Source organism: Salinivibrio sp. ML290, assembly GCF_001995695.1.
Classification (GTDB): Bacteria; Pseudomonadota; Gammaproteobacteria; order Enterobacterales; family Vibrionaceae; genus Salinivibrio; species Salinivibrio siamensis.
In genome coordinates this window covers 22,109-35,585 of record NZ_MUEY01000006.1, presented here as the reverse complement: position 1 = coordinate 35,585, position 13,477 = coordinate 22,109, and the positions used below count along the sequence as shown (strand labels likewise).

The 13,477-nt window shown below is 50.9% G+C and carries 12 protein-coding genes; 4 read left to right on the top strand and 8 right to left on the bottom strand.

Features of this window, described 5'->3' with window-relative positions; translation table 11 throughout:
* Positions 1-110: 110 nt before the first annotated feature.
* A complete protein-coding gene (gene suhB, locus BZG23_RS06965; RefSeq protein WP_077606518.1) occupies positions 111-914 on the top strand; it encodes an inositol-1-monophosphatase in 804 nt (267 codons plus the stop codon).
* A gap of 154 nt (positions 915-1,068) precedes the next feature.
* On the opposite strand, the gene secF is transcribed toward suhB, so the two are convergent.
* The 5 genes from secF to queA form a co-directional block, all read right to left on the bottom strand.
* Entirely contained in the window at positions 1,069-2,016 is a 948-nt protein-coding gene (gene secF, locus BZG23_RS06960) for a protein translocase subunit SecF (protein WP_077606517.1), read from the bottom strand.
* Between the two features lie 12 nt (positions 2,017-2,028).
* Entirely contained in the window at positions 2,029-3,882 is a 1,854-nt protein-coding gene (gene secD, locus BZG23_RS06955) for a protein translocase subunit SecD (RefSeq protein WP_077606516.1), read from the bottom strand.
* Between the two features lie 27 nt (positions 3,883-3,909).
* Positions 3,910-4,239: a preprotein translocase subunit YajC gene (gene yajC / locus BZG23_RS06950; protein WP_046075016.1), complete on the bottom strand. Its 330-nt coding sequence runs from the start codon at positions 4,237-4,239 to the stop codon at positions 3,910-3,912.
* Between the two features lie 36 nt (positions 4,240-4,275).
* Positions 4,276-5,397: a tRNA guanosine(34) transglycosylase Tgt gene (gene tgt, locus BZG23_RS06945; RefSeq protein ID WP_077606515.1), complete on the bottom strand. Its 1,122-nt coding sequence runs from the start codon at positions 5,395-5,397 to the stop codon at positions 4,276-4,278.
* 112 nt (positions 5,398-5,509) lie between these two features.
* Positions 5,510-6,562 carry a tRNA preQ1(34) S-adenosylmethionine ribosyltransferase-isomerase QueA gene (gene queA, locus BZG23_RS06940; protein ID WP_077606514.1) on the bottom strand — a complete coding sequence of 351 codons (1,053 nt, stop codon included), beginning with the start codon at positions 6,560-6,562 and terminating at the stop codon, positions 5,510-5,512.
* 215 nt (positions 6,563-6,777) lie between these two features.
* On the opposite strand from queA, the gene BZG23_RS06935 reads away from it, so the two are divergent.
* Positions 6,778-7,218 carry a CBS domain-containing protein gene (locus BZG23_RS06935; RefSeq protein ID WP_077606513.1) on the top strand — a complete coding sequence of 147 codons (441 nt, stop codon included), beginning with the start codon at positions 6,778-6,780 and terminating at the stop codon, positions 7,216-7,218.
* Between the two features lie 57 nt (positions 7,219-7,275).
* Here BZG23_RS06935 and aceA read toward each other — a convergent pair whose 3' ends face one another.
* From aceA to BZG23_RS06920, 3 genes are all read right to left on the bottom strand, one after another.
* Positions 7,276-8,580, bottom strand: a complete 1,305-nt coding sequence (gene aceA / locus BZG23_RS06930) for an isocitrate lyase (RefSeq protein WP_046075020.1) — start codon at positions 8,578-8,580, stop codon at positions 7,276-7,278.
* 78 nt (positions 8,581-8,658) lie between these two features.
* On the bottom strand, positions 8,659-10,266 hold the full coding sequence (aceB, locus tag BZG23_RS06925) for a malate synthase A (protein WP_046075021.1): 1,608 nt from the start codon (positions 10,264-10,266) through the stop codon (positions 8,659-8,661).
* 504 nt (positions 10,267-10,770) lie between these two features.
* Complete coding sequence (locus tag BZG23_RS06920; RefSeq protein ID WP_046075023.1) at positions 10,771-11,685, bottom strand: hydrogen peroxide-inducible genes activator; 915 nt, start codon at positions 11,683-11,685, stop codon at positions 10,771-10,773.
* Positions 11,686-11,828: 143 nt separating this feature from the next.
* On the opposite strand from BZG23_RS06920, the gene BZG23_RS06915 reads away from it, so the two are divergent.
* Positions 11,829-12,431: a peroxiredoxin C gene (locus BZG23_RS06915; protein WP_046075024.1), complete on the top strand. Its 603-nt coding sequence runs from the start codon at positions 11,829-11,831 to the stop codon at positions 12,429-12,431.
* A 202-nt stretch (positions 12,432-12,633) separates the two neighbouring features.
* Positions 12,634-13,374, top strand: coding sequence for a copper homeostasis protein CutC (locus BZG23_RS06910; protein ID WP_077606512.1), 741 nt, complete (start codon positions 12,634-12,636; stop codon positions 13,372-13,374).
* Positions 13,375-13,477 lie beyond the last annotated feature (103 nt).

The window sequence follows — 13,477 nt, the reverse complement described above, 5'->3', positions numbered from 1 at the left end:
GCGCCAGTTCACGGACGTCGCGACGGTCAAAAAATACCCACTTTCCTTTTGCTCTGGCTCTGTTATACTCCGCCCCGCTTTCGTTCTTTAACATCCGTTGGGAAAACCGTATGCATCCGATGCTAAACATCGCCGTCCGTGCTGCACGGAAGGCTGGCGACTTTATCGCCAAATCTGCAGAAAACAGAGACAACATCGAAACCGCGCAAAAAGGCAGTAATGACTTTGTCACTAATGTCGACAAAGCGGCAGAACAAATCATCATCGACATCATCAAAAAGTCCTACCCGGACCACACCATCGTTGGCGAAGAGTCAGGCGTGGCTGAAGGGAAAGATAGCGACTATCAATGGATCATCGACCCACTGGATGGCACCACCAACTTCGTTAACGACTTTCCCCATTTCAGCGTGTCTATCGCGGTGCGTATTAAAGGCCGCACTGAGATCGGCTGCGTTTACGATCCTATCCGTAATGAGCTATTCACCGCACAACGTGGTGCTGGCGCACAACTCAATAACAAGCGTATTCGTACCGGTAGCGCCAAAGAGCTCGACGGCACCATCTTAGCGACGGGCTTCCCCTTCAAAGCAAAGCAACACGCTGAAGGCTTTATGGCGGTCGTGAGCGCGTTATTCGTTGATTGTGCTGATTTCCGTCGCACCGGCTCTGCCGCGTTGGATCTTTGCTATGTGGCCKCAGGCCGTGTTGATGGCTTTTTTGAGCTTGGCCTGAAACCGTGGGATATCGCGGCAGGCGAATTGATTGCCCGTGAAGCTGGGGCGATTTGTACCGACTTTAACGGTGGAACCGACTACATGCGTAGCGGTAACGTGGTAAGCGGTGCACCACGCGTCGTAAAAGGCATGCTGGCCAAAGTGCGCGAGAACGCCCCTGAGTCGATGAAAAAATAATGCTTCCCTCTGGGTATAAAAAAGCGACGCTCGGTGAGCGTCGCTTTTTTTATGCCGTCAAATCATCGGCTGTCTCTTTAACACAGAGTGCCATACTGGCTGCGACGCACACCGAGTGTGCAATTCGCCCCGCAACAGACGCGGGGCGAGCGCATCAAGGCATCGCGTCAAACTCTTGCCCTTCTTTTTCCACTTCTGGCACCAACAGGTGCTCACGCGCAATACCCAGCTTCAATGCCAGTGCAGACGCCACGTAGATTGAAGAGTAGGTACCCACGGTGATACCAATCAGCAAGGCCATCGCAAAGCCGTGGATCATGGTTCCACCCAAGGTGAACAGTGCAATCACCACAAACAAAGTCGTGCCCGAGGTAATGGTGGTTCGACTCAGGGTCTGAGAGACAGACGCATTAATGATTTCATCTGACTCACCTTTACGTAGTTTACGGAAGTTTTCACGAATACGGTCGAACACCACGATGGTATCGTTCAACGAGTACCCCACCACCGTCAGCAACGCAGCGACGATGGTCAAGTCCACTTCGACTTGGAACAAGGAGAAAATACCCAAGGTAATGATCACATCGTGCGCCAGTGCCATCACCGCCCCCGCGGCCAAGCGCCACTCGAAACGGAAAGACACGTAGATCAGGATACAGACCAGCGCGATAATAATCGCCAACCCACCCGCTTCAGTCAGCTCGTCACCCACATTCGGGCCAACAAACTCGATGCGGCGCATTTCTACGTCATCGCCGGTTCCTGTTTTGATGGCATTGAGCACCTCATTACCGAGGTTTTCGCCTTCCATATCATCACGCGGACGCAGGCGCACCATCACATCAGTGGCACTACCGAAGTTTTGTACCACGGCGTCACCAAAGCCGTCAGCCGCCAGTGACTCACGAATTTGCGGTAAGTCAGCGGGCTGTTCAAAGCCCACTTCTATCAAGGTACCACCGGTAAAGTCGAGCCCCCAGTTAAGCCACTTAGTGGATAGGGTGACGACAGACGCGGCAATCATGGCGATGGACAACACGAAGGCCAATTTAGACCAACGCATAAAGTTGATCGACATGTCCGGTTTAAATATTTGAAACATGCTTGGACTCCCTTAAATCGACAGTTTCTTGACGCGCTTACCACCGTACACCAGGTTAACCAGTGCACGCGTACCAATGATGGCGGTAAACATCGAGGTCAAAATACCGATCGACAGTGTCACCGCGAAGCCTTTTATCGCGCCTGTTCCCACAGCAAACAAGATGATTGCGGTGATCAGCGTGGTGATATTGGCATCGGCGATGGTACTAAACGCGTTAGAATAACCACGGTCGATTGCATGTTGAGGGTTACGGCCTTCGTGGATTTCTTCGCGGATACGCTCAAAAATCAGCACGTTGGCATCGACCGCCATCCCCACTGTCAAGACGATACCGGCAATACCAGGCAGTGTCATGGTCGCCCCTGGGATCAAAGACATAATACCGATAATCAAGACGATATTCGCGAGCAAGGCACAGTTGGCAAACAGACCAAAGCGACGATAGTAAATCAAGGTGAAGACCATCACCGCCACCAAGCCCCAGATACAGGCTTGCACACCCATATTGATGTTTTGCTGACCCATTGATGGACCAATGGTGCGCTCTTCAACAATCGAGATAGGCGCAATCAAGGCACCTGCGCGCAGCAGCAGCGCCAAGTTATGTGCTTCGGCGGCAGAATCAATGCCGGTAATGCGGAAATTACGTCCCAAAGCAGACTGGATCGTGGCTTGGTTAATCACTTCTTCGTGTTTTTCCAAGATCACTTTGCCGTCTTCGTCACGCTCGCCACTGTCTTTGTATTCTGCAAACACGGTGGCCATCAGCTCACCAATATTGCGCTTACTGAAATCAGCCATTTTGTCACCGCCCTCGCTGTCGAGAGAGATGTTAACTTGTGGTCGGCTGTATTCATCGCGGGAGGAGCTAGCGTCAGTAATGTGCGAGCCCGTCAAAATGACCCGCTTTTTCAGCACGGCGGGACGACCATCTCGAGTACGCATCAACTCGCTGCCCGGTGGCACTCGGCCTGCCATGGCGGCAGATAGGTCAGCGTCCTGATCCACTTCGCGGAATTCCAAGGTCGCGGTGGCACCAAGAATTTCTTTCGCGCGTGCCGTGTCTTGCACACCGGGGAGTTCAACCACAATACGGCTTGCGCCCTGACGTTGCACCAAAGGCTCGGCCACACCCAGTTCATTCACACGGTTGCGCAAAATGGTAATGTTTTGCGCCACCGCGTAGTTACGAATCTCTTTGAGGCGCTCTTCTTTGTAAACCGCGGCTAATCGCCCTTCATCTTCATCGACAGAAAAGTTCATGTCGAGGTAGTTGTTCGAGAGCAGTTCTAGCGCTTTATTGGTGTCTTCGGCATTACTCAGATTCACCACAACACGGGTGTTATCTTCTATTCGTAAACCACTATAACGGATACGCGCTTCACGTAAGTCGGTGCGGAAGCTGTCTTCTTGCTGGGTGATCAGCTTTTCTAATGCTGCATCCATGTCCACTTCCATCAGGAAGTGCACCCCACCACGTAGGTCTAGGCCAAGCTTCATTGGGGTAGCACCCAGCGTATCCAGCCACGATGGCGTTGCAGGCGCCAAGTTTAAGGCGACCACATAGTCATCACTGTTAAAACGCGACATCAAGGCATCACGGGCACTGATTTGTGCTTCCGTGTCTTTAAAGCGGGCTAAGACGTTACCGTCTTCGAGCGCAATGGATTGGTAGGAAAGGTCGTTCGATTCGAGAGTCTGTTTGATGGAGTCCAACGCAGTCATATCTACCGAGGCGCCACGCGCTCCGGAAATTTGTACTGCTGGATCTTCACCGTATAAATTGGGAAGCGCATACACGATGCCAATAACCAGTGTTATTAGCACCATGATGTACTTCCACAAAGGATAACGGTTTAGCACAGCATGCATCCTTTATGGTTGCGAGAATTAGAGAGACTGGATAGTACCTTTAGGCAGTACTGCCGTCACGAAGTCTTTTTTGATGGTCACTTCGTTATTATCGTTGAGTGCAATCACAATAAAGTCATTGTCTTCAGCGATTTGAGTGATCTTACCCACTAAACCACCTCCGGTTAGCACTTCGTCCCCTTTGCTCATAGATGCCATAAGGTTTTTGTGCTCTTTGACACGCTTAGATTGCGGGCGGTAGATCATAAAGTAAAAAATCACCGCAAAGAGACCAAGCATGATAAAAAGCTGCATTCCGCCACCTTGTGGTGCGGCTTCAGCGGCTGCGTGAGCTTGTGAGATAAACATTCAATCACGTCCTCGTTCTAGTTGTTGAATTCGAAATTAATCGAGCGGCGGCACTTCCTTGCCACGACGCGCGTAGAAATCCGCTACAAAGGCATCTAATCTACCTTCGTCAATCGCGTTACGCAAACCTTCCATCACGCGCTGATAGTAGCGTAAGTTGTGGATGGTGTTGAGTCGCGCGCCTAGGATCTCATTACAGCGGTCTAAATGGTAGAGGTAAGCACGGCTGTAGTGGCGGCAAGTGTAACAGTCACACTCGGGATCCAGAGGCGAGGTATCACTTTTATGTTTCGCATTACGGATCTTGATCACACCGCCAGTAATGAACAGGTGGCCATTGCGGGCATTTCGGGTCGGCATCACACAATCAAACATGTCGACACCACGACGAACCCCTTCGACCAAATCTTCAGGTTTCCCCACGCCCATCAGATAGCGCGGTTTATCTTCTGGCAGCTGCGGACAAGTGTGCTCCAAGATCCGGTGCATGTCTTCTTTCGGCTCCCCGACCGCTAGGCCGCCAACGGCATACCCATCAAAACCGATCTCGGTAAGACCTTCTACAGAGACATCTCGCAAGTCCTCGTACACGCCGCCTTGTACAATACCAAACAAGGCATTTTTGTTACCTAATTTGTCAAAGTGATTGCGGCTACGTTTTGCCCAGCGTAGTGACATCTCCATCGACTTTTTCGCTTCGTCATGCGTGGCAGGATAGGGCGTACACTCATCAAAAATCATCACGATGTCTGATCCCAAGTCATATTGGATCTCCATCGATTTTTCCGCGTCCATAAAGATGCGATCGCCGTTCACTGGGTTGCGAAAGTGCACCCCTTCTTCGGTGATTTTACGGATATCGCCCAAACTGAACACTTGGAAACCGCCAGAGTCGGTCAAAATAGGGCCATGCCACTGCATAAAGTCATGCAAATCCCCGTGCAGTCGCATAATTTCCTGACCTGGGCGTAGCCATAGATGGAAGGTGTTCCCTAATAGGATCTCCGCCCCCGTCCCTTTCACTTCTTCAGGCGTCATCCCTTTAACGGTGCCATAGGTGCCTACCGGCATAAACGCCGGGGTTTCTACCGTGCCGCGTTCAAAAATTAAGCGGCCACGGCGAGCGCGTCCGTCGTTTTTTTTCAGTTCGTATTCCACGAATCCTCCTCAGTGCCAGAGAAACAGTCTGGCGTGTGTCTTATGCTAACAGATTGACCCTGCCGCAAGCATAGCGCACACGGACATAAGAGCCCGTGTTCTCATCATGTCGTCAGTGGTGCTGACGGGTAATAAACATGGCATCGCCATAGCTGAAAAAGCGATAGCGTTCTTCAACCGCCGCACGATAAGCGGCCATGGTATGCTGGTAACCGGCAAACGCGCTTACCAACATGATCAAGGTGGATTCCGGCAAGTGAAAATTGGTCACCAATACATCCACTAGCTGCCATTCATACCCCGGATAGATAAAAATCTGGGTGTCATTAAAAAACGGGGACAGTGGCTCACCTTTTTGCTTGGCCGCCTGTGCCGCACTTTCCAGTGAACGCACCGAGGTGGTTCCCACCGCAATCACCCGCTTGCCTCGTGCTCGCGTTTGATTGACCGCATCGACCACCTCTTGCGGCACTTCAGCATACTCAGCATGCATGGTGTGCTCTTCAATGTTGTCGACCCGAACCGGTTGGAACGTTCCCGCTCCCACGTGCAAGGTGACAAAAGCAATATTGACGCCTTTTTCTTTAAGCGCTGCCATAATGGCATCGTCAAAGTGTAACCCCGCCGTTGGCGCAGCGACGGCCCCAGGCTTTTGGTTATACACGGTTTGATAGCGTTCTTTATCGCTCTCTTCATCTGGGCGGTCGATGTATGGCGGCAACGGCATATGGCCGATGTCGTTAAGCGTATCTACCACGCCTTTATCGTCGTGTAGCTGGATTTCGAACAGAGCATCATGGCGTGCCACCATCTTTGCTGGGACCTGTCCGTCATCGCCGAGGAATAATTCGGCGCCGGGTTTAGGTGCTTTAGAGGCGCGCACATGGGCGAGGAAACGACGTTCGTCGAGCACACGCTCCACCAGCACCTCTATTTTACCTCCCGACGCTTTGCGGCCATACACGCGCGCGGGGATCACACGCGTGTTGTTGAACACCATCAAATCCCCTGGCTCAACCAGATCGAGGATATCCTTAAACTGACGATGTACCACCTCACCGCTTGTGCCATCGAGTGACAATAAGCGACTTGCACTGCGATCCGGTTGCGGATAGCGTGCAATTAACTCATCGGGGAGTTCAAAGTGAAAATCGGATAATTGCATGACATTTGCCTAGATAAAAAGCAGGCCGCTAGTATAGGTAGCCCACCGTGAAGATCAAGCAAGCTGGATGCTTGATTCAGGCATCGTTTACACAGGCGCCAATGAACACAACATTTGCCTCGATGCGCGTAGTTATCTTGATGCATATCACGCCTAACCCGGTACAACTGCACTACAGTAAAAGTATCCCTGTGTACTGATGACAAGGAGGTGCCATGTTTATTGTTGATGATATGATGACCCGGCATCCACACACGCTTAGCCCTGACCATACCCTGGATGACGCGCACCGTTTAATGCGCGCCGAGCGCTTTCGCCATCTCCCCATCGTTGACGATGATGAGCGTTTGTTAGGACTGGTCACACAAAGAGATGTGCTGTCAGCACAAGCCTCTTCACTAGGCAAAACGACCAATGGCGATCACCAGATCCATACTCCCCTATCATACTTTATCGAGCGGCAACTGGTCACAGTCGACCCCGGGGCGTCACTACGGGCTGCAGCGCTAACCATGCTCGAGCGTAAAATAGGCTGCTTACCGGTGGTGAAGCACCAACGTTTGGTTGGGATCATCACCGACAGTGATTTTGTCGCCATCGCGTCAACATTGCTGGAGATCCAAGAAGAAAGTGAGCCGGTTGAAGAGGGAGAATAAATAAAAAAGGGAGTGTGAGACTCCCTTTTTATCAGGTTGATAACCGGTATCGCGCGATTAGAATTGATCTTCTTCCGTCGAGCCCGTTAATGCCGTGACCGATGATTGCCCACCTTGGATAATATTGGTCATCTGATCAAAATACCCAGTACCCACTTCTTGCTGGTGCGCGACAAAGGTATAGCCACGCTCAGCGGCAGCGAACTCTGGACGCTGAACTTTCTCGACATAATGGCGCATGCCCTCACCTTGCGCATAAGCATGCGCCAAGTCGAACATGTTGTACCACATGTTATGAATACCCGCTAAGGTAATGAACTGGTACTTATAGCCCATATCAGACAGTTCTTGTTGGAAACGCGCTATCGTCTCGGCATCCAAGTTTTTCTCCCAGTTGAAAGACGGTGAACAGTTATAAGCCAAAAGCTGGTCTGGATACTGAGCATGAATGGCTTCAGCAAACTGTCGTGCTTCCTCCAAGTCCGGTTTCGCGGTCTCGCACCAAATCAAATCGGCATACGGCGCATAAGCTAGGCCTCGAGAAATGGCTTGCTCAATCCCAGGACGCACGCGATAAAACCCTTCGGCTGTGCGCTCACCAACGATGAAGTCCTTGTCGTATGGGTCGCAATCTGAGGTCAATAGATCGGCCGCGTTGGCATCAGTACGCGCAATGACCAGCGTATCGGTGCCCGCCACATCGGCAGCTAAGCGCGCCGCGACCAATTTTTGTACCGCCTCTTGGGTTGGCACCAACACTTTTCCGCCCATGTGGCCACATTTTTTCACTGAGGCGAGCTGATCTTCAAAGTGAACACCGGCAGCGCCAGCTTCAATCATGTTACGCATCAGCTCGTAGGCATTAAGCACGCCACCAAAGCCGGCTTCGGCATCCGCTACAATCGGTAAGAAATAGTCGGTGCCCTCTTCCGGTGAGCCCCCTTTCGACCACTGAATTTGGTCCGCTCGGCGAAACGCATTATTAATGCGCTTAACGACAGCGGGAACAGAATCAACCGGATACAACGACTGGTCTGGATACATACTCGAGGCTGTGTTGTTGTCAGCCGCCACCTGCCAACCAGACAGATAAATCGCTTCAATACCCGCTTTGGCTTGCTGCACCGCTTGACCGCCTGTCAATGCGCCCAAGCAGTTGACGTAGCCTTTTTTGGCACTGCCATTGACCAAATCCCATAGTTTGGCAGCTCCCCGCTTAGCGACGGTATTCTCCGGCACAAACGAGCCACGCATATTGACGACTTCTTCAGCCGTGTAGGGGCGCTTAACCTGTTTCCAGCGCGGGTTTTCCGCCCAATCCTTTTCCAGTTCAGCGATTTGTTGTTGGCGAGTCAAAGTCATGCTCCATTCCTCTTTGTTAGCAGGGCTGTACCAGCCCCTTACTGTCATTCCATGTTTGTTGTTGTGCTTCCATGCCCATTACGGCAAATACTCATAACCCGGTAAGGTTAAAAAGTTAACCAGCTCATCACTGGTAGTGAGCGTTTCCATCAAGGTTGCCGCTTGCCGGTACCGTCCTTGCGCAAAGCGCTCTGCGCCTAGCTCTTTTTCAAGCACCGCCATTTCCTCGGCAAGATACTGAGAGAACAACGCCTTGGTCACCACCTTGCCGTTGCTCAGTGGTTTTTGATGCTTAATCCATTGCCAAATCGACGCACGTGAAATTTCAGCCGTGGCCGCGTCCTCCATCAAGCCATAAATAGGCACACAACCGTTACCTGAAATCCACGCTTCAATGTACTGCACCGCCACGCGAATGTTATGTCGCATTCCCGCCTCTGTGCGTTCGCCATCGCAAGGCGCCAGCAACTCTGCAGCAGTAATCTCAGCATCTTGCTCGCGGGTCACCGTAAGTTGATTCGGCTTATCGCCAAGTGCACGGTCGAAAATCGCGCGAGCCGTGTCAGCCAGCCCTGGATGCGCAATCCAGGTGCCATCGTGGCCATTATTGGCTTCTAAGGTTTTATCCTTTTCAATTTTCTCTAGCACCTGCTGGTTTTCAGCCGGGTCTTTACTGGGAATAAAGGCTGCCATGCCACCCATCGCCAACGCGCCACGCTTATGGCACGTTTTGACCAGTAAACGCGAGTAAGCGTTAAGGAAAGGCTTATCCATGGTCACCACTTGGCGGTCCGGCAACACGCGGTCCGGATGATTACGCAATGTTTTGATATAGCTAAAGATATAATCCCAGCGACCACAGTTAAGGGCGACGATGTGATCACGAAGGTGATACAAAATCTCATCCATTTCGAACACGGCGGGCAAGGTTTCAATCAGCACGGTCGCTTTGATGGTGCCACGGCTTAGCCCAAACTCGTCTTCGGCAAAGGAAAACACCTCACTCCACCACGCGGCTTCTTGATATGCTTGAAGTTTAGGCAGGTAGAAATAAGGCCCCGATCCCGTCTCGAGTAAACGACGGTAGTTATGGAAAAAGTAAAGAGCGAAGTCGAACAGGGCCCCTGGAATTGGTTTACCCTGCCACGTCACGTGTTTTTCGGTCAGGTGCAAGCCACGCACACGGCAAATAAGGCGTGCTGGGTCTTCATTTAGCTGATAGCGTTTGCCTGTATCAGGGTGCTGATAACTGATGGTGCCATTCACGGCATCGCGCAAATTACGCTGCCCGTCAACCACTTGTGGCCACGCCGGCGCAAAGGAGTCTTCAAAGTCCGCCATGAAAACTTTCACGTTAGCGTTGAGTGCGTTGATCACCATCTTCCGGTCTACCGGTCCGGTAATTTCTAGCCGCCGATCTTGTAAATCCTCGGGAATGCCACGGATGGTCCAATCCGCTTGGCGGATCGATTGCGTCTCCGGAAGAAAGTCGGGCAGCTCTCCCGCATCAATGCGTTGTTGACGCGCCTCACGCGCCGCTAACAGTGTGGGTACGCGCGCCGCATAACGCTCAGCGAGACTGGCTAAAAAGCACAATGCATCATCGGTTAAGATTTCTGCCTGCTCTGCGGTGACTGTCTCGTTAATCACCAACGATTCGCGTAAGGTTGAGCACGCTTCCGTCATATCGCCTCCCTGGCTTATCATTTGTAATCCAATCACAACACTATTATTACTACACGCGCTTGGGCTCTCGTGCAGCACTTGTGTTATTACGTTGGCTTACATTCGCGCAAAAATCAACCAAGAACAAAACAAAAACGGAATGATAAATTATTAAAATAAATTAAAAACAAACACTTAAACAGTTTAGAGTATAAGCTCGAATGCGCTTTTTTATGCCCATTATCAGAATGATATAACACTGCTACGGGGATCATAATTTTGTCACCACTTTGTAATCAGTTACGTAATTAAATTACACAACAAGCGCTTTACCCTGTGGCGAAAAAATAAAAAAATACTTTAACTTCAATGGCTTATATATAAAAACAAAAAGCAGCACCCTGGGGTGCTGCTTTTTTCGTGATAATAATCCAACGGCTTTGGTGTCATTTTCAACGCCCTTAAACAGACAATCATGCTGCAAAAAGGCAAAAATATCAGTGTAAATAACTTATTTTAGGCTTTTTACTCCCTAGCTGTTGGGGAAAGTAGTCCTGCGACCAGATCAGCGAGCTGGTTAAACGTATTAATCCGACTCGAAGAGGGTCGCCAGACCACTCCTATATCACGGTAGGCCGCTTCTCCCGGCGGCGTTTCTAAATGCACGTCGAGGTTATCAATTAAGCCATGATCAATCGCCATTTGCGGTATAAAGGTCACACCATTGCCGTTTGCGACCATTTGCACCAAGGTGTGTAAGCTGGTTGCCATAAATGGGTTAATCTTCTGTGAGGCCGTCATCTGACAGGCAGAAACCGCATGGTCAGTGAGGCAGTGTTCTCGCTCAAGCAAGAAAACAGATTCATCGGGCAGCGCGTCATAATCGATGGGTAACTCAAGCTGCGCAGCTTGCTTTTGGCTCATCACCATTTTAAACGGATCACGCCCCACCACGCGACGGGTCATGGTGCCAATATCCATTGGCAGCGCGAGGATAAGGATATCCATTTCGCCGTGTTTGAGCGCGGTGAGTAAGTTCGCCGTGGTGTCCTCACGCAACAACAAATCTAAGTTGGGGTAATGTCGGTTGACTTGCTGCACCACATCACACAATAAGAATGGCGCGATGGTAGGGATGCAGCCCAGCCGTACTTTGCCGTGCATAGGATCTGATTTAACTTGCGTTAGCTCCATCAAATCCTGACTGCGCGCTAGGATTTCTCGGCTACGGCGCACCACCTCTTCGCCCATCCCAGTGAGTACCAAGGTTTTATTGTCACGCTCAATGAGCTGAGCACCAATCAGATCCTCGAGGTTTTGGATCCCAGCGCTCAAGGTCGACTGGCTCACAAAACACAATTTCGCCGCTTCGCCAAAATGCCGCGTTTCGGAGAGGGTAACTAGATAGTGTAGCTGCTTTAAAGACGGATATTTGTTCATACAGTCATATTTTAAACAATCGTATTTTTCGATTATTACAATCTATTAATTCCACTTTTTTCAATCTAACAAGTTAGCTATAGTTTGTCTCGCTTATATAGGAACCTGATTATCAGGCAAACATTTAAACTAGGAGCTGAGATATGGTACTCGTAGGTCGTCAAGCACCAGATTTTACTGCCGCTGCCGTACTAGGTAATGGCGAAATCGTTGATAACTTCAACCTGAAAGAGTTCACCAAAGGCAAAAAAGCGGTTGTCTTTTTCTACCCACTCGACTTCACTTTCGTGTGCCCATCAGAGCTGATCGCATTCGATAAGCGCCTGAGCGACTTCCAAGCTAAAGGCGTTGAGGTTATCGGTGTGTCTATCGACTCTCAGTTCTCACACAACGCGTGGCGTAAAACGGCTGTCGAAGACGGCGGCATCGGCGCAGTGAAGTATCCACTGGTTGCTGACGTTAAGCACGAAATCTGTAAAGCATACGACGTTGAGCACCCAGAAGCTGGCGTTGCGTTCCGTGGTTCTTTCCTTATCGACGAGGAAGGTGTGGTTCGTCACCAAGTTGTTAACGACCTACCACTAGGCCGTAACATCGACGAAATGCTACGCATGGTTGACGCACTGAACTTCCACCAGAAAAACGGTGAAGTTTGCCCTGCACAGTGGGAAGAAGGTAAAGCGGGTATGGCTGAGTCACCTGAAGGTGTAGCTGCATACCTGTCTGAGCACACTGACGACCTGTAATAAGGTCAAGTGCCCTGCACTGGACAATGTGAGACAATAATGAGGCCCGGCAAACCGGGCCCTTTTTTATCTATCCCACCTCGCCTTACTCAAGGCTCTTCTCTCATCAAGCCATTTCCAATCTAACACTAGGTAATTACCTCTCACCCTGTCACAATAGCGTGGACTATCTTGACACGGTTCGTTTCGTCAAAGGGGTGATATGTCTGTCTTAGTTGAAGTTTGTATTGATAGTATCCGTTCATTATCGCTTGCTGAGCACGCTGGTGCGGATCGAGTGGAACTGTGCAGCGCACTGCGCCTCGGTGGTTTAACCCCAAGTGATGGCTACATGCAACAAGCCGCTCAGAAAGCGCGGATCCCTATTTATGCGATTATCCGACCGCGAGAAGGCGACTTCGTCTATGCCAGTGAAGAGATTGAAGTGATGCTGCAAGATATCGCCAACGCCCGCCAAGCTGGGTGTGCAGGCGTGGTGATCGGCGCACTCACGCCAAGTGGTCAACTCGACTTGCCGGCTATTGATGCCATGCTTGCCCAAGCAAAGGGAATGGGAGTGACTTTCCATCGCGCATTTGATCACTGCCAAGACCCTCACGCGGCGCTCGAAGCAATCCTTGCCCGCCCGACGATTGAACGCATTCTCACCTCCGGGCAAGCGACGAATGCTTGGCAGGGAAAAGAGGCACTCAAACAATGGGTGGACGCCACACGCCATACCTCATTGGCCATCATGCCAGGCGCAGGCGTGACCCCCGACAATGCACAAGCGATTTTAACGACCACCGGCGCACGTGAAATCCACTTGTCGGCACGCACCGAGCAAGTAAGCGACATGCAATCAAACGCCTACGCATCGATGGGCGATGGGGACGATGGCTGTTATCCGATCACCGATCCGGAACGTGTTCGTCTCGTCAAAGCCATTGCTCAATCGTTTTAAACCTCGGTGTAATGCCGTGATCAGACAACATGGCAATGTGACCCACTCTAGTCTTTTGAGGTGATATACGCTTTCGCTACTTGAATCCATTGCATCCGAAAAG

Coding starts and splice junctions, on each gene's coding strand:
- yajC (WP_046075016.1), bottom strand. CDS start 4,239: ATGTTTATCTCACAAGCTCACGCAGCCGCTGAAGCCGCACCACAAGGT.
- BZG23_RS06935 (WP_077606513.1), top strand. CDS start 6,778: ATGTTTATTGTTGATGATATGATGACCCGGCATCCACACACGCTTAGC.
- queA (WP_077606514.1), bottom strand. CDS start 6,562: ATGCAATTATCCGATTTTCACTTTGAACTCCCCGATGAGTTAATTGCA.
- BZG23_RS06920 (WP_046075023.1), bottom strand. CDS start 11,685: ATGAACAAATATCCGTCTTTAAAGCAGCTACACTATCTAGTTACCCTC.
- BZG23_RS06910 (WP_077606512.1), top strand. CDS start 12,634: ATGTCTGTCTTAGTTGAAGTTTGTATTGATAGTATCCGTTCATTATCG.
- BZG23_RS06915 (WP_046075024.1), top strand. CDS start 11,829: ATGGTACTCGTAGGTCGTCAAGCACCAGATTTTACTGCCGCTGCCGTA.
- secF (WP_077606517.1), bottom strand. CDS start 2,016: ATGTTTCAAATATTTAAACCGGACATGTCGATCAACTTTATGCGTTGG.
- aceB (WP_046075021.1), bottom strand. CDS start 10,266: ATGACGGAAGCGTGCTCAACCTTACGCGAATCGTTGGTGATTAACGAG.
- aceA (WP_046075020.1), bottom strand. CDS start 8,580: ATGACTTTGACTCGCCAACAACAAATCGCTGAACTGGAAAAGGATTGG.